Genomic DNA, 23,358 nt, shown 5'->3' on the forward strand with positions numbered 1-23,358 from the left:
AATAATTCATATTTATGATGCGTTTTATCTGTAAAATTTGTATGTTCGTCGAGATTTTATATATTTGCCGAACAAATTGTTAATAACAAAGCCGTATTATGCTTAACCCTAAACACTTGATACTAGTTGTACTTATCTTATTAAGTACCAGCAGTGCATATGCGCAACTAGGCTTTTCTCACGAAATAGGTATCATTACAGGACCTGTCGCTTTTAAAGCTGACTTTGGAGAACGTTTAGATTCTGACACCAATGCTGGTAATACCGGTTTTGGAATTGGACTAGTACATTATATCAACTTTGCTTATCAAGCGGATTGTAATTGTTACACAACAGACAATTATTTTAATGATCATTTTAAATTACGTACAGAAATTTCTTTTAATAAAACCAAACTAAATCATTTAGGTAAATGGGTAGAAGACTCAAGAACTAGTGACGAGGCAGATAAATTAAGAGCACATACCGGAGAGGCTAACAATTTTGATATTGGAATGCAATTAGAATTTTTTCCGTTAAGTATTAGATCTTTTCAAGCTTTTGGATATAGACTCGCACCTTTTGTTAGTTTAGGCGCGCACTACGTATCTTATAACCCAAAAGTATATACAGATTATGATAATGGCACCAATGATGTTGGTAACGTTTTAGATAATAATAATTTTTACTCAGGTTGGGATCCCGGTTCTATTAATCCAGATTCAGGTTCTACGTGGTCTGTAGTTTCCAGTATTGGTGTTAGATATAAGCTAAATATGCTGTCTGATTTAATGATAGATCTTAGAGGACAATATTACTTTAGCGATTGGGTAGATGGTTTAGACCACCAATTAAATTCTAACAAATACAATGACTGGTTAGTTTGGCTAAATGTAGGTTACATTTACTACTTAGATTAGACTCAAATTAAAACATAAGTTTATAAAAAAAGCTCAAGTTAACACTTGAGCTTTTTTTATGCAGCACTATTTAGGCTATCAATTAACTTATTAACCTAAGGCTTGTTTTAGATCGTTAATTAAATCTTCTTCATCTTCAATACCAACACTTAATCTAATCATACTATCAACAACACCTATCTTTTCTCTCTCTTCCTTAGGGATACTAGCATGTGTCATACTTGCTGGATGACCACACAACGACTCCACACCTCCTAAAGATTCTGCCAATGTAAAGACCTTAAGGTTTTCTACCACCTTAATTGCGTCTTCGTAATTGTTTCCTTTAGTTACAAAACTAACCATACCACCAAAATCATTCATTTGTGATAATGCAATATCATGATTAGGATGATTCTTAAATCCTGGCCAATACACTGTTTCAATTTTAGGATGTGTATTTAAAAATTCGGCTACAGCCTTACCATTTTCGCAATGACGCTGCATTCTAACATGCAAGGTTTTAATTCCGCGTAAAGCTAAAAAGGCATCTTGAGGTCCACAAATAGCACCACTTGCATTCTGGATAAAATATAATCTTTTTGCTAAATCTTTATCTTTTACAACTAATGCGCCCATAACTAAATCGCTATGTCCACCAAGGTATTTTGTTGCGGAGTGCATTACAATATCCACGCCCAGATCCAAAGGTTGTTGTAAATAAGGCGTTGCAAAGGTATTATCCACTGCAAGTAACACCTTATGCTTTTTAGCAATTTTTGCAGCAGCTGCAATATCTATAATATTTAGCATTGGGTTAGTTGGTGTTTCTACCCAAATTAACTTTGTGTTTTTATTTACGTAATCTTCAATATTGGCAGCATTTTGCATGCCTACAAAATGAAACTTAATACCAAAACCTTCAAAAATTTTAGTAAACAAACGGTACGTCCCACCATACAAATCGTTGGTAGAAACAACCTCATCTCCTGGCTGCAATAACTTTAACACAGCATCAATAGCAGCTAATCCAGAACCAAAAGCCAATCCAAACGCTCCGTTTTCCAAACTAGCAAACGCATTTTCTAAAGCCTGACGTGTTGGGTTATGACTTCTAGAATACTCAAAACCTTTGTGTCCTCCCGGTGTTGTTTGTGCATAAGTAGAAGTTTGATATATTGGTGGCATCACTGCGCCGTATGCTGGATCAGGTTTTTGACCGCCATGTATTGTTTTTGTATTAAATTTCATGAGGAAATTTTTTGTTAGCAACAAAAATAGTTTTTAATTCGTTGTATTAAAACTAGAACAATACCTTTAGTCAATGTTTAACACTTTATCGATTTCAAAATCAGCCCTTTTTACTGTAATTACTTGTTTTTTCCTGGCGGTCTCTTGCCAAAAGGACAAACCAATAACGTTTTCTGAAACCGAAGTTTCTTCAGAAAAGGAAACACTTGTAGAAATTATTATACCAAAAGCGGATGGTAATTCTAAAACAGCAAAATCTATAAATGCAACACTAACTGGTTTTGCATGTACTATTTTAAACATTGATAGCGCTAAAAATAAAAAAGAAACTATTGCAGAAAGCATCACAGCTTTTAACGACGCCTATATCAATTTTAATAAAACGCTACTTACAGAGTTTGAAGACAAATTTCCGAGATGGGAAGCCCTAATTGACGGTGAAGTCTCTTACCAAAACGAAGCTATAGTAAGTATTGCCATGAATGGTAATATTAATACAGGAGCAGCAAGTAGCACCCTAAGATTCAAATTTTTTAATTTTGATCTATCAAACGGTAAAGCGTTAACTACAGCAGACCTTATTAATAATATGGAAGCTTTTAAAACCATAGTTAAAAAGTACTACGACAAAGAGCTACTAACCACTTACACCAGTCTAGACGATAGTGCTAGTAGTTTTAAACTACCAGAAACTATCGGCTTTAATGAGGATGGTGTTATAATAATTTACGACAATTTTGAGTTAGGCGATTTTAGCAAACAACTAATTGAGTTTACAATACCTTTTACTGTCATTGACCAATACTTAAACTACTAAATATTCTTTTTTAAGGCTAAAATATATCCCAAGTGGATGCCTTCATGAAAGTTGTTAAACGCAATAGCATCTTCTGCAGACGCTAACGTACTTTTTGTAGACACCGTATACTCGTTGTACGTTTTAAACACCTTGTTGTTATAATCTTCTATAGTTTTTTCTATTGTAGTAAACAACAATCCTTTAATCTCGTCAACTTGAGCCTGGGTTACATCACCTTCCGTTTTAGTTCCTTTTCTATACCTTTCCACTAAATCATCACTAACCATCATATCCAAACCAGACAATTTATACACCAATAATTGTTGGGTAACCACGGTGTGCGCTACATTCCAAAAAATATTATTACTGTAACCTTCTGGCACTGTATTTAATTGCTCTAAAGTAAATTGCTCTAAAAACTGTTTAAATATAGCTCTGTTTTTTAATGCAATGTCAAATGTAAACTCCATCTCTTTATTTTTTTTTACAAGAAACTAAATAAAAAAAACTTAAACTAATTACAATTGGATTTTTAACTTTAACCATTAATATTCCATAATGAAAACGCACCACTACCAAGCCACAATACAATGGACCGGAAACCTAGGTCAAGGCACAACGCATTACAAAGACTATAATCGCAACCATACCATAACCGCCACACATAAAACACAACCTATTTTGGCAAGTTCTGATCCCGCTTTTTTAGGAGACCAAATCCGTTATAATCCAGAGGAATTATTACTGTCTTCCATTGCCTCTTGCCATATGCTTTGGTACTTGCATCTTTGCGCCACCAACAATATAATAGTGGTAAACTACACCGACCAACCAGAAGGCACAATGGAAGAAAACGCTAATGGTAGCGGGCAATTTGCCAACGTGACGTTACACCCAAAAGTAATAGTTAAAAATGCGGATATGATACAAAAAGCCAACCAATTACATCACGACGCTAACAGCATGTGTTTTATAGCAAGATCCTGTAATTTTCCAATAACACATAACGCTTCCGCGGAAGCTTCGCCTGGCACAGACTAGTTTTAATCAAAAAAAGGAGTTCTTTTTAGTAAAAAAAACGACCTTTGACAAAATTTTTAGCAAAATGAAAAAAGTATACTACCTAAAAACCTGCAGTACTTGTGTCCGTATTTTAAAAGAACTTGATCTACCTTCAGATTTTGAGCTTCAAGATATCAAGACCAATCCAATTACGGAAACGCAATTAGAAGCCTTAAAAGCATTATCTGGTAGTTACGAAGCATTGTTTAGCAAACGCGCAAAATTATATAAAGAAAAAGGGTTAAAAGACCAAAACCTAACCGAAAAAGACTATAAACATTACCTTTTAGAGCACTATACGTTTTTAAGTAGACCCGTTATAGTTATTAATGACGCCATCTTTATCGGAAATGCTAAAAAAACAACAGCATCCACAAAACTAGCATTAAATGAAAGCTAGATATTGGGCACTATTAGCAGCATTGTTTGTACAAATATTATACGGCTTAAACTACACATTTGCTAAAGACGTTATGGTTGGAGGTTTTATAAAACCCTCAGGATTTATTGTACTTCGTGTTGGTGGTGCGTCTATTTTATTTTGGGTATTCAGTTTTTTGGGACCCACAGAAAAAATAGAAAAAAAAGACATTCTAACGTTAGTCTACGCAGCCTTTTTTGGAGTAGCCACAAATATGCTTCTGTTTTTCAAAGGATTGGAGTTAACTACACCTATACACGCCTCGGTAATAATGATTATTAGTCCCATAATCGTATTATTACTATCATCATTCTATTTAGAAGAAAAGATTACAAAAATCAAAATACTAGGTGTTATTTTTGGTTTTGCTGGCGCAGCTATATTAACCGTTTACGGTAAATCCGCAAGTCCTGGAGACAATGTGTTTTTGGGTAACATTATGATATTACTTAATGCTATTTCGTATAGTATTTACATTATAATAATCAAGAAATTAACCTATCGTTACCACCCGTTTACATTTATTAGATGGTTGTTTTTAATAGGGTTCTTTATGGTACTCCCATTTGGATTTAATGACATACTAGCCATAAACACAGTCACGTTTACACCTTACATTTGGTTTTCTGTAGTGTTTGTAATTGTCGGTGCCACTTTTGGAACCTACTTATTAAACCCACTTGCCTTAAGACATCTTAAAGCCTCTACAGTAACCGTGTTTATATACTTGCAACCATTAATTGCAGGTATTTATGCAGTAATTGCGGGTAGTGATGCTGTAACAGCAGTAAAGCTAACAGCATCATCCCTAATATTTTTTGGTGTGTATTTGGTAACTAAAAAGCCTAAAGCTCTAAATGCTTAGGTAAACGTCCATGCAAGCGCATGTCCTCCTTAGTTAATATTTTATAGTCTTCCGTTTTTGGAAACTTACTGGTCATGTCTAATAAATCTTGTGGTAACCCAATAAGTTTTCTTGTACCAAGGTCAATCCAAGCGCCTACAATTTCGCAAAACGCTAAATTTTGGCCTTTACTGTTATAAAAGTTATGATCAAATTTAAAAAACATACCATCTTCACTTAAACCAGACACCTCAAGACTAACCGTTATTGGTTGTCCTAAAAAAGCCTCTTTAAAGTAGTGTACATGTTCATGAAAAACAACAGGACCAACACCAGCTTTACTTAAAGCCATTAAAGAAAACCCATGGTCTTGTAAAAAAGCGGTTCTGGTATGAGACATGTAGTTAATATAAGCCGAGTTTGCTAAATGTCTGTTAGCATCAATATCACTCCATCTAATTTCAAATTCTTTTGTGTACATAGTGTTAGCGTTTGTTACTTCAAAACTACAATAATTACTTCTGCACGCATAATAAAATTTCGATTTCTTAGGCGTTAACATTTTACTTACCTTTGTAGCAATTAATTAGTGTTTATATGATTTATTCAATGACAGGTTATGGCAAATCTGTATTACAATTGCCAACAAAGAAGATAACTATAGAGTTAAAATCGCTTAACAGTAAAAACCTAGATTTGAATGCGCGTATGCCTTCAATTTACAGAGAAAAAGAACTGGACCTACGTAAACTAATGGCTAAGCAGTTAGAACGTGGTAAAGTAGACTTTTCTATCTACGTAGAAACTACTGCAGATGATACCTCAACACAAATAAACGCACCTGTTGTTAAGCAATATATGCAACAACTAAAAGCGGTTTATAATGATGGTAATGACATTGAATTACTAAAAATGGCGGTTCGTTTTCCTGACGCTTTAAATACTGTCAGAGAAGAAATTGACAATACAGAATGGGCACAGATTGAAACCGAAATCCATACTGCTTTAAATAGCCTAAAAGACTACAGACTAAATGAAGGAAAAGTTTTAGAACAAGACTTTAACGACCGTGTAAAAAATATTGCTGACTTATTAGAGCAAGTTATTACTATGGATCCGGAGCGTGTAGAAGGTGTTAAAGAGCGTTTAAGAAAAGGCGTTGATGACCTTAAAGAAAAGTATGACGAAAACCGTTTTGAACAAGAACTGGTGTATTACATAGAAAAATTTGATATTACTGAAGAAAAAGTACGTTTAAACAATCACTTAAACTACTTTATTGAAAGCATAAACAGTACAGATTCTAACGGAAAAAAATTAGGCTTTATCGCTCAAGAAATTGGTAGAGAAGTTAATACTATTGGATCAAAAAGTAACTACGCACCAATGCAACAATTGGTTGTACAAATGAAGGACGAATTAGAAAAAATTAAGGAACAATTATTAAACGTCCTTTAAACATTAGCACATTGACTGAACACACCAAAACACAAGGTAAACTAATAGTTTTTTCAGCACCTTCTGGATCTGGAAAAACAACGATAGTTAGACATTTATTAAAGCAAGAGCACTTAAACTTAGCCTTTTCTATTTCTGCAACTTCTAGAGAAAAACGTGGTACAGAACAGGACGCTAAGGATTATTATTTTTTATCTGCCTCAGACTTTAAACAACACATCAAAGACGACGACTTTTTAGAGTGGGAAGAAGTGTACAGAGATAACTTTTACGGAACTTTAAAAACCGAAGTCGAACGCATTTGGGCATTAGGTAAAAACGTAATTTTTGATATTGACGTCTCTGGCGGATTACGTATAAAACGTAAATTTCCAGAACAGACTATCGCCATTTTTGTTAAGCCACCTAGTATTGACGAGCTTAAAATACGTTTAAAAAAGCGCAAGACAGAAAGTGATGACAAAATAAACATGCGTATTAGTAAAGCTAGTGCAGAGTTGGCAACAGCGCCTTTATTTGATGTTATTATAGAAAATGACAATCTTGACAAAGCATTACTAGAAGCCGAAACCACCGTTAGCGACTTTATAAAAAAATAATAACATACTGTAAATTTTGGTCGTTTCTGAGGTGTAAAAAATGCAGCTTTCAAACACCAAAAGCACCTCGACTGTGCACAGTATGATACTTTTAAAAAATGAAAATAGGCTTATACTTTGGATCCTTTAACCCAATACACATTGGGCATCTTGTAATTGCTAACCAAATGGTAGAAAACAGCGATTTAGATCAAATTTGGTTTGTAGTAACACCACACAACCCATTTAAAAAGAAAAGCACTCTGCTAGATAACCACCAACGCTTAGAAATGGTATATCTAGCCACAAAAGACTACGACACGCTTAAAGAAAGCGATATCGAGTTTAACTTACCCCAACCCAATTACACCGTTAATACCTTAGCGTATCTAACCGAGAAGTATCCTGACAAGGATTTTTCTTTAATTATGGGAGAAGACAACTTGAAAAGCTTCCATAAGTGGAAAAACTATCAAGTTATTTTAGACAACCACCATATTTACGTCTATCCAAGAATAAGTACTGGCACAATAGAAACCCAGTTTGACAACCACGCTAAAATACATCATGTTGAAGCACCAATCATGGAAATATCTTCAACCTTAATACGTAATAGTATTAAAGCCGGAAAAAATATTAAACCACTATTACCAGAGCATGTTTGGGCGTATTTAGATGATATGAATTTTTATAGATAGTAAAGCTGTACTTTTTTAACTTTGACAAAGTTTTCTATTAACTTTGAATAACACTAATTAACCAGAGTCTTATTAGTGATATGTTTCAATATATTACGAAACGTACTCAAAATGTAAATTAACTTAACTTAAAAATAAACTTATGATTTTAGGAATGCTCGGACCAATACAATTGATTTTAATGCTAATAGTTCCTGTTGGAATTTTTCTTTTAGGATTTTTCTTGGGAAAAAAATCAGGATATATAAAAAGAGTAAGAGAAACTGAAAATAAAAGCAACTAAATTAAACCGGAGCCTTTAGCCGGTTTAAAGAATTATGCACTAAATCTGATTTGTAAATATTTACAGTATCAAACGTCAACAAACACAATGCATTGTAAAGTTTAAATTGCTTATTAAAAACAGCTTTACTCTTAATTATCACACGCTTCTAATGTTTTTCCAAAAAACAAACACAAAAGCTGCTGTAATTAACTTTCTAACAGCTTTAAACCAATTATAATTTATAATAAGAGGCATTAAAACCATCTAATCAAGTGGTTTTTTTTATTTTTTGCTAGAAAATATTAAAATAAAATTAACAAAAAAGTGTACTTTCGTTTACCTAAATAAAACGCCTTCAAAAAGGCAAAACCAAATCAATTTAAAATGAAAAAAATTATCCTACCACTTGCTATTCTAGCATTATTATCATCATGTAGATCAAGCATACACTCTGGTGGCTACAACCAATTAAACCAAACACAAACCGTTTTATCAAACTCAAATTTTAATGTACTTGGAAGTTTTACAGGAAGTGCAACAACAAAAATAAAAACAGGAAATATTACTAACAAAGAAGGTATTATCTCTCAAGCAAAAGCAAAACTACTTGAAAATGCAAAAGCTGCTGGTGTAGAGTTATTAGGAAGCAGAACGCTTACTAACGTAACAATTGATATTATTGAAACTAAAAAAAGAATTAACGCAACAATGTCTGCTGAAATTATTGAGTTTAAATAAAATAATGACCTCAAAACAAAACTATCATTCTTAGTAATGCGAAGAATCTTAAAACTAAAACCATCTAATCAGGTGGTTTTTTTATGCTTTTTTTACAGCCTTACGGAAACCCTTAAAATTTAATTAGTAGACCATTGTAACTTAGTCCAAGCAAATAAATTTACGCAGTTATACGTATTTTAAACATATAATAATAATTGTAAGTTTGTGGAAGAGTACTTAAGTAAATCAGATTAAATGATTGTATCTTTGATAGTATCAAATGATAGTATCACAAATGAAACCACCTTACGAAATAACATCTTCTATTTTAAAATTAATAACTTCTATTTCAGAGAAAATAGGAGAAGTAAATGCTAATTTATTAAACAAACCTTCTCCGAAATTAAGAAAACAGAATAGAATTAAAACTATTCATTCTTCGCTAAAAATAGAAGGGAACACACTTACAGAAGAACAAATAACAGCACTTCTTGAAAACAAAAGAATTATCGGTCCTAAAAAAGATGTTCTTGAAGTTTTAAATGCAATTAAAATATATGAAAATTTAGAAGATTACAATCCTTCAAATGAAAAATCCTTTTTAAAAGCACATCAAAACTTAATGGAAGGTTTAATTGAAAATTCTGGAAAATATAGAAATCAAAGTGTCGGAATTGTAAAAGGCTCAAAAGTTGAGCATTTGGCACCACCTTTTGAAAATGTTCCGTACTTAATGAAAGACCTTTTTGAATATTTGAAAAAGTCTGATGAAATTGAATTAATTAAAAGTTGTGTTTTCCATTACGAAATGGAATTTATACATCCATTTTTAGATGGAAATGGCAGAATGGGAAGATTATGGCAAACTTTAATTTTGATGGAAAAATATCCAATATTTGAATTTCTACCCTTTGAAACGTTAATTAGCAACGACCAAAAAAAATATTATAAAGCCTTAGCTGAAAGTGATAAATCAGGAAAATCTACTAAGTTTATTGAATATATGCTAAACGTGATAGACATTTCAATTAGTGAACTATTAGATTTTAATAATCGAACTTTAAATGAAAAAGACAGATTAGAATATTTTGTTTCATTAAATAAAACTGAATTTACAAGGAAAGATTATATGAATATTTTTAAAGATATTTCTTCAGCAACAGCAAGTAGAGATTTAAAGAAAGGTGCTGAATTAGGTTTATTTGAAAAAATAGGAGAAAAAAATAAAACAATCTACCGTTTAAAATAACTGGGCACAACACCACATATAATTAATTGCTAGATTTAAACCTACTTACAACCATTTCTGCGGAATATCTTATCTGTAATTTATTTGCTAAATAGTTACTTAAAACACGCAACAAACCATATATAACACGATAGCAATAATTTGACAAAATGAACCGAATAATAATATTGATATTCTTTTTTAGTGTCGTTTCTTGTCAAAATGGACAACGGAAAGAAAATATAAATAACGGAATTGTATCTGACACTATTCAATTTCCTCTGAGAATATTACCTGACAATGGTTGGTTTCTGAAATTATATCCCAACTCAAAATATGATTACGCTTACTTTTCAGGATTTAGCTCTGGTTTTGATACTATTGAAAACGGAACATATAAACTAGTTGAAAAGCAGATTATTTTTAATAGTGGAATAAATAAAAGCGAGTTTGACTCAAAGAATTATTATCTTTTTGAAAACAATGAAAACGGAACTGATAGCACAAAATGTTTAAAAGATAAAACTAAAAAATATTGTCTAATAATAGAAACGGAATAAAAACTACTTACAATACCGTATAAAAATAATTGCGGTTTAGTGCTTAATCAAAGGGCACTATCTGCTTACTAACTCTAAACTTTTTTTGGAAAAACCCTCTCAAGCAAACCCGTAATTTTCCATACACAAACACGCTGTCAATAATTTTACAGAATAACAAAAAGTAAACTCAACTGTTTACTTTTTCTGATTTTTGTAAACACATACAATTACTTTTTTATATATTTGTAAACTTAAAGCGTTACAAAAATGAGAAATAAGCAAAAACTGTTAATTGAGCAATTGGACCAAAAACTTCAGCCATTCTCTGAAACCAGAAAGGTCCTGGTCCCAGAACGCGGATGGGTAAATACAATTAGGACATCACTTAATATGACAATGGCACAACTTGGTGCCAAATTAAATATAACAAGACAAGGCGTAAAAAGAATAGAGGAAAGTGAAGCTAATGGTACAATAACACTCAATTCTTTAAAAGATCTAGCCAATGCAATTGACTTAAAATTAGTCTATGCGCTAGTCCCAAAAAATGGCACCATTGATGAGTTAATACAAACTAGAGCCGAAACTCTGGCCCGAAAAATAGTTTTAAGAACCAATCAAAATATGAAACTAGAGGACCAAGGTATTGGAGATGAAAAGCTAGCCAAAACAATAAAAGAGCTTGCTAGCGAAATAAAACGAGAGATGAAAAAATCATTATGGGATTAGATTTAGATTATAAAGATGGACAAACACCTTTGGATGAAGAAGAAAAGGAAGGTCTTAAAATAAAGTCTATCACAACTCAAGGAGAACTAGATGAATTTGAGCAATTAAACATTGAAAAAGCAGTAGAATGGACAATTCATTCAAAATTTAAACTTGAAAAAATTTTAACTGAAAAATTTGTGAAAGGCTTACACAAAAAAATGTATGGTGATGTATGGAAATGGGCAGGCGATTTTAGAAAGACTGAAAAGAACATTGGAATTCCGTGGACTAAAATTGGAATTGAATTAAAAAATTTATTGGACGACACTAAATATTGGATAGATAACAACACTTTTCCACCCGATGAAATAGCTATAAGATTTAAACATCGCATAGTATCCATTCATTGCTTTCCAAATGGAAATGGAAGACACTCAAGGATGATGGCTGATATAATTATGGAATCTATATTTGGAACTGAAATTTTTTCTTGGCATCAATCAAATATGGTTAAAGTTAACGAAACAAGGAATAAATATATAAAAGCTTTAAAAGAAGCAGATAAAGGAAATTTTACACCGTTAATTGCATTTGCAAAACACTAATGCCAACAACCTCTATAATGCATTGCTAATTCTAGCCTGCTTACGTCAATCTTCGACTCGACTTTATATCTGTAATTTATTTACTAAATTAGTTGCTTGAAACACGCCACTAATCATAGCCAAACCGTTGGCATTAATTTGAGCAAAATGAACATCTTTAGTAAAATTAAAGACATCATAGATAGAAGAAAATCTTTAAATGAAATTTATGATGACATTGAGAATATGGATGTTGTTCTTCTTGAAAAGAAATTAGAGATTTTCAGTGAAATGGTGACGCCAAAATTTGCTGAAATCGGATTAAAAAACTGGAATGGAAAATATATTTGGTACAGCGATTTTAACGACGAAGGAATAAAACACGTTGTTGAATTTAATGTGTTTAAATATTATGGAGGTTCGTTTTCATTTGGGAATTGTTTTCAATCAGTCCCAACACTATCTGGAAAAAAACTAATAAATCATAGAACAGATAAATCAACCAAAATAATCTACTATAAAAGATTAGAAGGCTGGCAAAAAAGTTTTGAACACAACAAACCCTTTAATCCTGACAAAATAAGCACAGTTAACGAACAAAAATTAAGAAAAAGTTTGGACAAAGTATTATCCAACAATATTCCAAAGCTGCAAAAGTGGTTTAATGAAAAAACTACAATTGAGGAAAATATTTCAGGACTTTTAAAGGATGTTGAAAATCCATCATTTGAAATCGGTCAAAGAATAATTTCAACCGAATATATTTTAGCGTTTTTATACAAACAAAAAGACGATTTGGATTCAGCTGAATATTGGATTCAAGAACATTTCAAGAAATCATTAAACGACAAAACTGAAATGGAATTAATTATAAAAAGAATAAAAAAATAAACACAACACCACATATAATTAATTGCTAGATTTAAACCTACTTACAACCATTCCTGTGGAATATTCTATCTGTGATTTATTTGCTAAATTCACGCAACAAACCAAATATAAACACGTTTCCAACAATTAAAAACTCAACTATATCAATAGATTGACAAAAATGTCGTAAAAATGTCGCAAATAAACCGTTATCAAAACAATGAATTCATAAGTAATTTTGTCAGAAATACAAACCAAAATTAATTATGAACGAAATCGGAAAAAAAATTAAAGAAGCAAGAAAGAAAAAAGGACTTTCACAAGAGGGTTTGGCTGAATCTGCAAAAGTAAATTTAAGAACAATTCAACGGATTGAAAAAAACGAAAATGAGCCTCGTGGCAAAACCTTAAATTTAATTTGTTCTGTTTTAGATATAAATGCTGAAGATATTTTAGATTATGGAAAACAAACTGATAAAAGTTATTTAGTAATATTCCATCTGTCCGTTTTAGCATTTTTAGTAATACCTCTCGGAAATATTATTATGCCTTTAATTTTATGAGTAAATAAAAAAGAGAAAGTAATTGAATTAAATACGTTAGGTAAAAATGTTTTAAATTTTCAAATTGTTTGGTCAATCTTGAGTTTTGTAATAATGTTTATCTTGGTAACGAATCCAAAATATTTTAGTGTAATGTTATATCTAATCGCATTCTTGACACTAACAAACTTATTATTACCAATTATATTCGCTATTCGAACTAACAGCGGAAAAATTGAAAAAATGTATCCGAATATAATAAAACTGATAAAATAACTATTGGCAACAATGTATAAAAGTAATAGCGGTTTGGGTGTATACTCAAGCTGCTTTTTGCATTTAATTAAGTATATTGTTCTTTGAAGATGGCTGTATTTATAACCACTAATACTAACCGTAGCGCAACGCGCCCAAAACGAAATAAAATATTTATGAAAATATTTATTGGAATACTCTCTTTCCTAATTGGCGGAATTATTGCTACAGTATTATTTAGACCAATTATTAGTTCTATTATAACATCAGAAACTATTCTCGATGTTTTACAGGTTGCAGTTAATATTATTATTGCAGTTCAAATCTATAGATTGGTAGTTAAACATTTTATAAACAAAGAAAATGATTCTAATTAATATGGTATTGATACTTGTAAAAGAATCAAAAACTCAACTACTAAATACAGCTCAAGCATTAATAATTAAGAGGTTAGCACAACTATGAAAGTCAAAATTTTCACAATATTATTTACATTATTTCTTACCCTATCTTATTCACAAGATTTTGGTGAAATAAAAATTGATTCAAAACTACAGATTAAACATTCTGACACGTTAAAAACCATTGGAGAAAGACTAACTGGAAAGTGGAAGTATCTTGGAAAAAGAAAAGGCGAAATTTTGATAGATACATTAAATGTGAGTTTTACTAATAACAAAAAGACTACAGTTATCGTTGAAAACGGAACCGTGTTTGAATTATCTGACGGAAAAAGAAAAAAAGCAGAATATTATATAGAAACGACTTATAAATTTGATAATGACAAAGGATATTATGCTCTTGAGGAAAAGTCTTTAAATGATGATTGGAAATCAATAAATACTTGTCAACCAGTCCCTGAATTAATTTATTATAAAGAAAAATTTGGAATTCTATTTACTGAAATGCTTGGTCAAAACTTTGAAGCAATTCGTGACATAAATACTAATAATCTGATTTTGGAAAACGGAAAAGAATATAAAAAAACAGAATAAATACTACTGCCAACACGCTACATAATCCATTACTAGTCCTAAACCACTCACAAAACCCCAAGCAGATTACATACCCCCTTTTTTTTATGCTTTTTTTTCAGTTTTACGGAAACCCGTAAAATTTAATTAGTAGACCATTGTAACTTAGTCCAAGCAAATAAATTTACGTAGTTATACGTATTTTAAACACGTAATAATAATTGTAAGTTTGTGCAAGAGGACTTAAGTAAATCAGGAATAATAATGCCACATATATCGTAATTCTAATGGGATATATGCTATTTTAGTATTTATATAACTAGTTGTAAATAATTAATAAAAATCAAAATTTTGAAAAAACACACATTACTTATATTCTTTTTATCCATCTCTATTTCTTTGTTTTCTCAAACTAAATGGAGTGAAACTTTTTCGACTTCATCTTATCAAAATAAAATTATTGAAGATAACAAAAGAGATGTTGAATATAATGTTTTTGGAGATTTCGAGATAAATTATTACGTGTATGAATCAGAAAAAACTCACGGGTACGTAAATATAAATTCAGAATCTGATTCAAAAAGATACAAACTTGTTGAGGGTTCTTTTAATAAAGTTCTTGATAAAAATGGAAAGACATTATATTTAGATTTTATGGCTAAAGCTGATCATTTAAAGAGTAGCGTTAGTGTCAATATTTGGGGAGACTCGGTGAATTTATCTTATATATTGCCATCTGGTCAAATGATAATCGAAGTGTATAAAAAATAATTGTTTACAACAACGTTTATATTTAATTGCTTTGGTTATCGCCTACTTGGAAATTCCTTCGGAATTTCCTCTGGTTCGTTCTATTTTGCTAACTTAGTTCTTATCAACACAACTAACCATACACGAACAAGTTGACAATAATTAAAATCAAAAAATGATAATAGAAATCTTAAAATATTTATCCCCAGTTGCATTACTAGTTCTAATTTGGAGTATTATCCAATATTTCGATAAAAAAAAGTCAGATAAATCGGAAATACGTAGAAAAGAGAAAATCGAATCTTGCAAAAACTTACAACAACGAATTGGTGTAATTAGATACTCACTCTTTGAGCCACATACTGAAATCTCTAAATCTGCTAAAATTCTAGCAAACAAACTCACATTTTATGAAAATGAAACTGAAAAAGACATCTTAAAAATAGATGAGTTAAATCTGAAAATAAATGAAAATTCTTTAAGTGCTTTAGATAAAAAAACAGCTAAAAAAGAACAAGATATTCTTATCGAATCTTGCAAAAACAGGGTGGAAGAATCTAGAAGATTTTTATTAAATGAATCTAGTTCTCTAAAAGAAAATTTATCAAAACTTCCTGAAACGATAAATACTAATCTAGAAGAACTGAACAGAATTCCAATAATTGGAATGAATAAAATACAATCTCAAATCTTAACTCTAACATTAAATTTAAAAAAAATAAATAATGACATTTTAACAGAAGATGCTTATGCTAGTAATGGTGGATTAGAGGAGGAATTTACTAATGATATTTTAGGTTCAATTGACTTAATAAATGAAATCGAATTGAATATTTATACTGAACTAAAATAACTATTTACAACACTGTCTAAGTTTAATTATAAATTTGTCTAAACTTTTGGGTGCACTTCACTTTCTATCTGTGATTTATTTGCCAACTTTAGTGCTTAAACCACTCAATTAATCTGATACAACAACGTAACCAATTACAAATCATAACAGTGAAAATCAAGATTCCCCCATACCCGAACTACAAAATAACAAAGAAAGCTATTTCAGATATTGAAAAGCAATCAGTTAAAAAGGCAGATTCAAGTGGTCTTTCTAATCGGTTGGTTATGGTTGTTAAATTTAAAAATGGTGAAGAAAGAGTAATTCGTTCAAGACCAGTAAGGCATTTGAACAACCTCTATGTTTCAGCTTTCCCTAACCCAGTACATTTATTTCTTAGTGTCGCTATTGAACACTTCAATCAATCTGAAGAAATAAAAAACACAAACTTCCCTAAGTGCGGAAAACAAATTGGGGAAGACATTTACATTTTAGACATAGAAGAAAATGGAACTCATGAATGCTACAATCATTATATAAAATATCGTTCAAGTAGTATCGTAATGCTTGTTGCATCTATTGAAGCATTTTTAAACCATATTGTTCCAAACGACTATAAATACAAGACACAAAGAACAAGAAACGGGATAACAAAAGATGTCGTGTTTTCGAAGAAGAAAATTGAAAGTGGAAACGTCCCTTTCAATGAAAAAATAGACAGTTTAATTCCACAAATGCTGAACAAAGAATCTTTTTGGAACAATTTAGAATCTGAAAAAATCACTATAAAAAAACTTTACACGAGCAGAAAAAATATAATTCATCTAAAAACGAATGCAGAAGATGATTTAACAGCGTATTTTGATGCAATTGACAAAATGCTTGACTTAAATATTCATGACTGTATAATGGCAACAACTAATTTTATGAATAATGTAGAAAAGGATTTTATCGAATTTGAAAAATAAACTGGCTACAACACCCTATATAATTTAATACTAATTTTAACAAAAAAAAAACGCCAACTTCACAGTTGGCGTTTTTTATATATAAAAGTATACTTTAGTCTAAAGCAGGGATACGTAATACTTGTCCAACATAAATTTTGTCTGGATCTGTAAGCATTGGTTTATTAGCCTCAAAAATTTCAGTATATTTCATGGCATTACCATAATATTTTTTGGCAATTTTACCTAAAGTGTCTCCGCTTACTACTGCATGAAACTGTGCTTCTGGCACAACTACTGCTGCTACTGCAACCGTCATTTTATCGTCTACTGTTGCAATACCGTCGCTGTTACCAACTAAAAGCACCATTTTTTCTTTTGTTGCTTGATCTGCTGCTTCACCAGAAATGGTTGCTGCATCATCATCTATAAAAATAGATAAGCCTTCTACGTGTAAGTCTAAGTCTCTTGCAGTCTCTTCTAGCTTACTGGCAGCTAATGCTTCCATTTTAACTTCAGCTGCAGCTGCTTCTGCTACTTCTTCTTTATCTGTTTTTCCTATTCCAAAAACTTTAGCTCCTGCGTTTTTAATAAATGAAAATAATCCCATAATTGTTTGTGTTAGTTTAATTGTTATTTAATAATTCTAAAGTTAAAACATTAGTTGCCCAACTCCAACTTATGTTAACAAATCTTATGCCAAGCCTTTGTTAAATTAGGATTTATTACCCTAAAGTATACAAACAGAAAAACCGTTAAAAGCTCTCGCTTAAAACGGTTTTTACTAACTAACTAATTCACTCTTTATGCTCTTGTATTCTCTCTTTCGTTATCTTGTTTTTTGGTGTGTTGCACACGCTTTTTAAGTCCTGAAGTTTTAGATGTATTAACGTCTTTACCTTCTTTTAAAAACTCGATATAACCACGCCCAGTAAACTCGTAAGTCGTTCCAGAATTTGGGTGGAATAATTCAATACGTTGGTCGTTAAGGATACTTAACTCAAATTGTTCGTTATCAAAATAATCGTAATCTAAAACCAATGTTTTTAAGTACATGTTACCACTAACGTTTCCTACGCCATATATTCCTGTATAATCCCAATATAAATTGTTAGGGTTTATTCCGTTTGGATCTTGACTGCTCTGGAAAGTGTTATCGTTTCCGCCTGATAAAAACTGTAAATAGTTTTCGTTATCAAATTCATTTAAAGCACCATAATTACTGGTATATGTTTTTTCCCAAGCATTATATTCTTGTAAAAAATATTGGATATTGTCATAAAACACAAAGTCATAATCAAAATTACTACGTTGGTAACCATGTAAAAAATACGATGTATCTGTAAATGGGTTGTACAACTCTATAGTGTTATTATTAACTTGGTACACATCAAAACTATCATAACCATCAATATCATGATCTATATCTAAGATGTTGTCATAAGCGTTATAATACCCTATCGGGATACCAAAACCGTTACCTTGACTACCAATACCAACTAAATTATTATTAGCGTAAAGCGTCCCGTTTCTAAAAGACACGGTAAAGGCTATTTGTAAAAAAGGCGACTCGCCATAACCAATAGTCTCATCCACCGCAACGTACCACAACTCGTTAGCGTTAAGCATTTGATTAATACTGATAGGTAGTGGATCGTTATAATTATCTACCGCTACTTCTGTATAACAAGATGTAAATAATGTTGCTATTAAAGCAAAACCTGTAAGTAGTTTTATCGTTTTCATAATCTGTCGTTTTAAGGATTGATACTAAGAGTGTTTCAAAAGCTGTGCCAAAAACAAAATAACATTGCTAAACCATTAACATAAAACATTAAAATTTTGCGTATTTTTGATATAGAATAGAAAGTTATTTATGAGTCAACAATTAAAATACGCTGTTTTTGGATCCGGAAGTTGGGCTACTGCAATTGTAAAAATGCTGTGCGAAAACTTGGATGAAGTAGGATGGTACATGCGTAGCGTTTACACCAAAGAGCATTTATTAAAAGAACAACATAACCCAAGTTACTTAAGCTCTGTCGAGTTTCATTTAGAGCAATTAAAACTAAGTAATGATATTAACGAAATGGCTGAATATGCCGATGTACTAATTTTTGTAGTACCATCTGCCTTTATACATTCTGAGTTACAAAAACTAACCGTAGATATTACCAATAAAACCGTAGTGTCTGCTGTAAAAGGAATACTTCCAGAAACAGGTATGCTTCTTGGCGAGTATTTTCATGACAGTTACAAAATACCGTTTGAGAACATTGCAGTTATTGCAGGGCCATGCCACGCAGAAGAGGTTGCTTTAGAGCGTTTATCCTATTTAACCATATCTTGTGCCGATCAGAAAAAAGCGCAAGCCATAGCGGATGTATTGTCAAGCGATTATATAAAAACCAAAACTAGTGACGATGTAATTGGTACAGAATACGCTGTAATGCTTAAAAACATTTACGCTATTGCTGCCGGAATTGCACACGGTTTGGGTTACGGAGATAACTTCCAGAGTGTATTAATGAGTAACGCCATCCGAGAAATGAAGCGTTTTATTAAAAAAATGCACAAAATGAAACGTAACATCAATAACTCAGCCTACTTAGGCGATTTATTAGTTACCGGATACTCTACCTTTTCTAGAAACCGTTTATTTGGAAACATGATTGGTAAAGGCTACACCGTAAAATCTGCACAAATGGAAATGAGTATGGTAGCAGAAGGGTATTACGCCACAAAAAGTGCCCATATATTAAACGAAAAAAACAAAAAGAAAACACGCTTGCCAATTATAGAAGCGGTTTACGATGTGTTATACGAAGGTAAGGACGCCAAAAAGGTGTTTCAGAAACTAACCGATAAATTAGATTAAAAAAAGTCCCTTTGTATATAGTATATAAAGGGACTTTTTGCTTTTTGCCTGTTATCTTTTTGCCTATTACTTTTTAAATCTATTTGGGCGTTACCCAAGGGTCGCGCTTTACGTTGCAATCTTTTTAATCGTGCCTCATAAAAAGGATTTACACTACAATCGCTAACGCAGGCATCAGTAAAGGATTAGGCACAAACAGTATGTGTTTTACACGCTGCAATCTGCCCTAAAAACAAACTACTTAACCAAAACACCGCGCGCTTCCATTAACGGAACTGCCTGTAAAGCGTTTAAGTTAATCGTGTTTTTTCTAAAGGTATAGGTTTTATCAAACATGGCATTACCTTCAAAAAAAGTGACTTTAAATTGATTGTTTAAAGTAAATAAATCCTCTTGCATCAACTCTATTTTAGCATAACTCTTTTTAGGTAGTTTGTCTAGTTTTTTTCTAAAAATAGAAGTCATTTTATCATCAGAATATCCGCTAGTTACAATTAAAACCATGTCTAAATCTACGTCTTTATCGTTAATGATATAAGCATTCCAATCTTGGGTCTTGTAAATGTCGTTATACTCATTTACTACTGCTATATAAACGTTTTCTACTAAAGGTATTTGGATGTCTTTTTTCATTACTTAATTACGCTCTTAAATATTTTAAAACACAAATTTAATATTAAATTCTAAGCTATTCTAGTTTACAATACAAGTATAATCTATATCGTCAACATTTAAAAAGGTATTAAAAACGCTGTTGTTTTGAGTGCTAACCAATGCTTTAAGCTCTTTTATTTCTTGTCTATTAAACATCAACACTAAATTATCTTGTTTTGTTGGTAAGGGTATTTTACGCTTAACGTTAGCATTAGCATACTTTTGCTCCCAATATTCCGCTTCAATAAACAGCACGTAGTTTCTAAAAATAGTATACTCGGCTGGAGTAAACTCAAAATAGATGTTATTAAATTCTAAGTGAAACTGTACGCAGTTTTTACAAAAATTTAATTCGCCTTGAGATGTCTTATTAATTGATTGTATACGCTTACACATCGTTTAAATTTTAAGATTAATAACAGTCTGTTACAATCTGATTATTGTGTTCAAAAACACTTAAAGGTTGCTGTAGTCTGGATGTTGTTATTTGATTTAAAGTATCTAATACTTGATTTTGCATTGCTATTGATCCGCAAATCATAATCACTCCGTTGTTTTTTAAAACTTCGGCAATAATAGACTGTTGTTTGGCAATGACATCTTGAACATATAGTCTAGTATTGTTTTCTTGCGATAATGCCATATTAAAACTAGTTAAAGACCCGCTATTTAAACTCGCATCAATACTGGTTTTATACAACTGTAAAGACTGTGTGGTACGTCCACCCCAAAACAAATGCTTAACTACAGGATTTGTGTCTTGCATCATTCCTAAAAATGGACCAATCCCTGTGCCATTAGCAATCAAAACCACACTTTTAACACGTTTACTTTTAGGTAAATTAAACGTTGGATTTGGCTTAATTACACCTTTGATTTGGTCGCCGATAGTCAGATTATAAAAATAATTTGAGCACACACCAAATTCGTGCTTTTTAATACTTATTACTATAGCACCTCCTATTTTTCCGATAGAATACAGACGCGCTACGCCATCCTGTTCAGGAATAACGGATAGTAAATCTCCCGATTTAAACGACAACCTTTTATTAGGTTTTAAGGTCAAAACAAAGGTATTGTCTATATTAATTTCGGTTTTACTCACCACAGTAAATGCTAGTTGCTTCCGTTGTGTACTGGATACTTTTATACGTGCTACATCTAAATCCAAACCAACAGATTTAGACCATTGTAATGCCCACTTTTTAAAATCCATTTCTGACTGGTTGTGTATTTTACACAACTCTAGATTAGGCTGAAACTGGGGATGTAATTGCAAATTAGCATCTACTAATTGTGCGTATTTACAATACGCTGCATAATTTAAAGATCCAAATCCAACAACTGCGTACTGTATTTGTTGTTTTTGCGGGACCGTATTTAATACCGATAAAAACTGCTTTGCATTTATAGGTGCTTCTCCTTCTCCATAAGTAGAGGTTAAAACAATCAATTGCTTTGCGTTTTTATAGGTTGTGTAACTGTTTAAATCTGTAATAAAAACAGACTGTCCATTAGCTAACAGTGCTTTATAAAAGGCGGTTGCTAATCCATACGTACTCCCTGTTTCTGAGCCCACAAGAATGATATATTCGGCTGTATCCTTTGCTATTTTATTTTTAGGCAGTACAGCATTTTGTCTTCTTTTAATAGTCATTTTAAACCCTGAATAGATAAAAAACAGAATGTTTAAACAAGCAATCAATAAGACTATAGACCACCAAATACTGCCTTTTCCGGTATGTAATACTAAACTCCAATCTGATAAGAAAGTCGTCATTGGATAATTTACTTGACTTAAAATCTGACCTGAATATTGATGCACCAGAAGCTCCTTACTATCCTGTTTTAAAGTGTAATAATCTTCTTCATCTTCGGAAAAAGGAAACTCTAAACTAACAACCTGAGCCAATGTCGTCGCATTAAAAACGGTTCCGTCTGGCTGTTTTTCCGCGAAAGCGTTATTACTAAAATCAATGTTATGCGCAGGCTTATCTTCTGTAATAACATCAAATTTTAGCAGCGACAAATAGACGCCTGTAAGGGTTATAATTACAATAGGAATAAGGGATAACCGACCCAAAACAACATGCCAATATTGCGAAAAATCTTCTTTTACAATTTTAGCAAAAAACCGTTTAATACCGCTTTGGCGTTTAATAATTAAAATGGATCCCGAAAAAGCAATTAGAAACAATAAAAACGAACCCAAGCCAACTAAAAAGCGCCCCGTACTTTTTAAAAATAACGAACGGTGTAAATTGGTTGTAAACTTAAAGAGGTTGGATACCTCAGGTTTTTCGCCTAAAAAGGCAGCTGTTTTTGGATTAAAATACCCATTTAAAGCAGTCCCATTTTTAGTAATCACAGAAGCAGACACAAATTGATTTGCATCTACTTCTATAGTAATAACTTCTGGATATTGACGTTTAAACGTCGCGACCGTTTGATCTAAATCAAGCTGATCTAAAGCTTCTATTTTATAGGATTGCAGTTGTTCTGATATAGGCTGAAACGCTAAGACAATACCCGTTGTAGTTGCTAAAAAAACAAATACAAACGATGCTAGTGCCAATGTTAAGTGACTATACCTCCAAATAGAAAGGGTCATAAATAC

General features: G+C 31.8%; 31 protein-coding genes. 23 read left to right on the forward strand and 8 right to left on the reverse strand.

Annotation, left to right across the window (positions count from 1 at the left end; genetic code table 11):
* Positions 1 to 98 precede the first annotated feature (98 nt).
* Entirely contained in the window at positions 99 to 899 is an 801-nt protein-coding gene (locus BMZ09_RS01200) for a THC0290_0291 family protein (RefSeq protein ID WP_090836761.1), read from the forward strand.
* 90 nt (positions 900 to 989) lie between these two features.
* Here the strand turns inward: BMZ09_RS01200 and BMZ09_RS01205 are convergent, their stop codons facing one another.
* Positions 990 to 2,129 (reverse strand): cystathionine gamma-synthase, encoded by a 1,140-nt coding sequence (locus BMZ09_RS01205; RefSeq protein ID WP_090836763.1) that lies wholly within the window; start codon positions 2,127 to 2,129, stop codon positions 990 to 992.
* Between the two features lie 73 nt (positions 2,130 to 2,202).
* Between BMZ09_RS01205 and BMZ09_RS01210 the strand changes: the two genes are divergently transcribed.
* Positions 2,203 to 2,946, forward strand: a complete 744-nt coding sequence (locus BMZ09_RS01210) for a PdaC/SigV domain-containing protein (protein WP_090836764.1) — start codon at positions 2,203 to 2,205, stop codon at positions 2,944 to 2,946.
* On the opposite strand, the gene BMZ09_RS01215 is transcribed toward BMZ09_RS01210, so the two are convergent.
* The gene (locus BMZ09_RS01215; protein WP_090836765.1) at positions 2,943 to 3,398 is read right to left on the reverse strand and encodes a DinB family protein; all 456 of its coding nucleotides are present in this window, start codon (positions 3,396 to 3,398) and stop codon (positions 2,943 to 2,945) included. The two genes, BMZ09_RS01210 and BMZ09_RS01215, sit on opposite strands and share 4 nt — an antisense overlap.
* Positions 3,399 to 3,486: 88 nt before the next feature.
* Between BMZ09_RS01215 and BMZ09_RS01220 the strand changes: the two genes are divergently transcribed.
* From BMZ09_RS01220 to BMZ09_RS01230, 3 genes are all read left to right on the forward strand, one after another.
* Positions 3,487 to 3,969 carry an OsmC family protein gene (locus BMZ09_RS01220; RefSeq protein WP_090836767.1) on the forward strand — a complete coding sequence of 161 codons (483 nt, stop codon included), beginning with the start codon at positions 3,487 to 3,489 and terminating at the stop codon, positions 3,967 to 3,969.
* 64 nt (positions 3,970 to 4,033) lie between these two features.
* Positions 4,034 to 4,390, forward strand: coding sequence for an arsenate reductase family protein (locus BMZ09_RS01225; protein ID WP_090836769.1), 357 nt, complete (start codon positions 4,034 to 4,036; stop codon positions 4,388 to 4,390).
* Complete coding sequence (locus BMZ09_RS01230; RefSeq protein ID WP_090836770.1) at positions 4,380 to 5,276, forward strand: DMT family transporter; 897 nt, start codon at positions 4,380 to 4,382, stop codon at positions 5,274 to 5,276. Before BMZ09_RS01225 ends, BMZ09_RS01230 begins: the two co-directional genes overlap by 11 nt.
* On the opposite strand, the gene BMZ09_RS01235 is transcribed toward BMZ09_RS01230, so the two are convergent.
* The gene (locus tag BMZ09_RS01235) at positions 5,257 to 5,736 is read right to left on the reverse strand and encodes an acyl-CoA thioesterase (protein ID WP_090836772.1); all 480 of its coding nucleotides are present in this window, start codon (positions 5,734 to 5,736) and stop codon (positions 5,257 to 5,259) included. The genes BMZ09_RS01230 and BMZ09_RS01235 overlap by 20 nt on opposite strands.
* Positions 5,737 to 5,852: 116 nt before the next feature.
* On the opposite strand from BMZ09_RS01235, the gene BMZ09_RS01240 reads away from it, so the two are divergent.
* The 17 genes from BMZ09_RS01240 (at position 5,853) to BMZ09_RS01315 (ending at position 17,230) form a co-directional block, all read left to right on the forward strand.
* Positions 5,853 to 6,713 (forward strand): YicC/YloC family endoribonuclease, encoded by an 861-nt coding sequence (locus BMZ09_RS01240; protein WP_232782552.1) that lies wholly within the window; start codon positions 5,853 to 5,855, stop codon positions 6,711 to 6,713.
* Between the two features lie 11 nt (positions 6,714 to 6,724).
* Positions 6,725 to 7,312 carry a guanylate kinase gene (gene gmk / locus BMZ09_RS01245; RefSeq protein WP_090836775.1) on the forward strand — a complete coding sequence of 196 codons (588 nt, stop codon included), beginning with the start codon at positions 6,725 to 6,727 and terminating at the stop codon, positions 7,310 to 7,312.
* Between the two features lie 98 nt (positions 7,313 to 7,410).
* Positions 7,411 to 7,989: a nicotinate (nicotinamide) nucleotide adenylyltransferase gene (gene nadD, locus BMZ09_RS01250; protein ID WP_090836776.1), complete on the forward strand. Its 579-nt coding sequence runs from the start codon at positions 7,411 to 7,413 to the stop codon at positions 7,987 to 7,989.
* 142 nt (positions 7,990 to 8,131) lie between these two features.
* Entirely contained in the window at positions 8,132 to 8,272 is a 141-nt protein-coding gene (locus BMZ09_RS16115; RefSeq protein WP_177183493.1) for a hypothetical protein, read from the forward strand.
* A gap of 366 nt (positions 8,273 to 8,638) precedes the next feature.
* Positions 8,639 to 8,992: a DUF6567 family protein gene (locus BMZ09_RS01255; protein ID WP_090836778.1), complete on the forward strand. Its 354-nt coding sequence runs from the start codon at positions 8,639 to 8,641 to the stop codon at positions 8,990 to 8,992.
* A gap of 277 nt (positions 8,993 to 9,269) precedes the next feature.
* A complete protein-coding gene (locus BMZ09_RS01260; RefSeq protein ID WP_090836780.1) occupies positions 9,270 to 10,223 on the forward strand; it encodes a Fic family protein in 954 nt (317 codons plus the stop codon).
* Positions 10,224 to 10,372: 149 nt separating this feature from the next.
* Positions 10,373 to 10,762 carry a hypothetical protein gene (locus tag BMZ09_RS01265; RefSeq protein ID WP_090836781.1) on the forward strand — a complete coding sequence of 130 codons (390 nt, stop codon included), beginning with the start codon at positions 10,373 to 10,375 and terminating at the stop codon, positions 10,760 to 10,762.
* A 249-nt stretch (positions 10,763 to 11,011) separates the two neighbouring features.
* The gene (locus BMZ09_RS01270; RefSeq protein ID WP_090836782.1) at positions 11,012 to 11,473 is read left to right on the forward strand and encodes a mobile mystery protein A; all 462 of its coding nucleotides are present in this window, start codon (positions 11,012 to 11,014) and stop codon (positions 11,471 to 11,473) included.
* Positions 11,464 to 12,060, forward strand: a complete 597-nt coding sequence (locus tag BMZ09_RS01275) for a mobile mystery protein B (RefSeq protein WP_090836784.1) — start codon at positions 11,464 to 11,466, stop codon at positions 12,058 to 12,060. Before BMZ09_RS01270 ends, BMZ09_RS01275 begins: the two co-directional genes overlap by 10 nt.
* 96 nt (positions 12,061 to 12,156) lie before the next feature.
* Positions 12,157 to 12,930: a hypothetical protein gene (locus BMZ09_RS01280; protein WP_143067771.1), complete on the forward strand. Its 774-nt coding sequence runs from the start codon at positions 12,157 to 12,159 to the stop codon at positions 12,928 to 12,930.
* A gap of 245 nt (positions 12,931 to 13,175) precedes the next feature.
* The gene (locus BMZ09_RS16305) at positions 13,176 to 13,472 is read left to right on the forward strand and encodes a helix-turn-helix domain-containing protein (RefSeq protein ID WP_090836787.1); all 297 of its coding nucleotides are present in this window, start codon (positions 13,176 to 13,178) and stop codon (positions 13,470 to 13,472) included.
* 63 nt (positions 13,473 to 13,535) lie between these two features.
* Positions 13,536 to 13,727, forward strand: a complete 192-nt coding sequence (locus tag BMZ09_RS16310) for a hypothetical protein (RefSeq protein WP_245741080.1) — start codon at positions 13,536 to 13,538, stop codon at positions 13,725 to 13,727.
* Between the two features lie 89 nt (positions 13,728 to 13,816).
* Positions 13,817 to 14,083, forward strand: coding sequence for a hypothetical protein (locus tag BMZ09_RS01295; protein WP_090836790.1), 267 nt, complete (start codon positions 13,817 to 13,819; stop codon positions 14,081 to 14,083).
* 84 nt (positions 14,084 to 14,167) lie between these two features.
* Positions 14,168 to 14,701, forward strand: coding sequence for a hypothetical protein (locus BMZ09_RS01300; RefSeq protein ID WP_090836791.1), 534 nt, complete (start codon positions 14,168 to 14,170; stop codon positions 14,699 to 14,701).
* A 330-nt stretch (positions 14,702 to 15,031) separates the two neighbouring features.
* Positions 15,032 to 15,451, forward strand: a complete 420-nt coding sequence (locus BMZ09_RS01305) for a hypothetical protein (protein ID WP_143067772.1) — start codon at positions 15,032 to 15,034, stop codon at positions 15,449 to 15,451.
* Between the two features lie 154 nt (positions 15,452 to 15,605).
* The gene (locus BMZ09_RS01310) at positions 15,606 to 16,283 is read left to right on the forward strand and encodes a hypothetical protein (protein WP_090836794.1); all 678 of its coding nucleotides are present in this window, start codon (positions 15,606 to 15,608) and stop codon (positions 16,281 to 16,283) included.
* Positions 16,284 to 16,432: 149 nt separating this feature from the next.
* Positions 16,433 to 17,230 carry a hypothetical protein gene (locus BMZ09_RS01315; protein WP_090836795.1) on the forward strand — a complete coding sequence of 266 codons (798 nt, stop codon included), beginning with the start codon at positions 16,433 to 16,435 and terminating at the stop codon, positions 17,228 to 17,230.
* Between the two features lie 94 nt (positions 17,231 to 17,324).
* Here the strand turns inward: BMZ09_RS01315 and lysM are convergent, their stop codons facing one another.
* On the reverse strand, positions 17,325 to 17,819 hold the full coding sequence (gene lysM, locus BMZ09_RS01320) for a peptidoglycan-binding protein LysM (RefSeq protein ID WP_090836797.1): 495 nt from the start codon (positions 17,817 to 17,819) through the stop codon (positions 17,325 to 17,327).
* A 194-nt stretch (positions 17,820 to 18,013) separates the two neighbouring features.
* Positions 18,014 to 18,955 carry a nicotinic acid mononucleotide adenyltransferase gene (locus tag BMZ09_RS01325; RefSeq protein WP_090836799.1) on the reverse strand — a complete coding sequence of 314 codons (942 nt, stop codon included), beginning with the start codon at positions 18,953 to 18,955 and terminating at the stop codon, positions 18,014 to 18,016.
* A gap of 130 nt (positions 18,956 to 19,085) precedes the next feature.
* Between BMZ09_RS01325 and BMZ09_RS01330 the strand changes: the two genes are divergently transcribed.
* On the forward strand, positions 19,086 to 20,087 hold the full coding sequence (locus tag BMZ09_RS01330; RefSeq protein WP_090836800.1) for an NAD(P)H-dependent glycerol-3-phosphate dehydrogenase: 1,002 nt from the start codon (positions 19,086 to 19,088) through the stop codon (positions 20,085 to 20,087).
* Positions 20,088 to 20,324: 237 nt separating this feature from the next.
* On the opposite strand, the gene BMZ09_RS01335 is transcribed toward BMZ09_RS01330, so the two are convergent.
* From BMZ09_RS01335 to BMZ09_RS01345, 3 genes are read right to left on the reverse strand one after another with little or no spacing between them, the layout of a single operon-like run.
* A complete protein-coding gene (locus BMZ09_RS01335; protein ID WP_090836802.1) occupies positions 20,325 to 20,720 on the reverse strand; it encodes a hypothetical protein in 396 nt (131 codons plus the stop codon).
* 60 nt (positions 20,721 to 20,780) lie between these two features.
* A complete protein-coding gene (locus BMZ09_RS01340) occupies positions 20,781 to 21,137 on the reverse strand; it encodes a DUF6686 family protein (RefSeq protein ID WP_090836804.1) in 357 nt (118 codons plus the stop codon).
* Between the two features lie 16 nt (positions 21,138 to 21,153).
* Positions 21,154 to 23,352, reverse strand: a complete 2,199-nt coding sequence (locus BMZ09_RS01345) for a PepSY domain-containing protein (protein WP_090836805.1) — start codon at positions 23,350 to 23,352, stop codon at positions 21,154 to 21,156.
* Positions 23,353 to 23,358 lie beyond the last annotated feature (6 nt).

The sequence above is a fragment of the Olleya namhaensis genome, assembly GCF_900114005.1.
In the GTDB taxonomy this organism is placed as follows: domain Bacteria; phylum Bacteroidota; class Bacteroidia; order Flavobacteriales; family Flavobacteriaceae; genus Olleya; species Olleya namhaensis.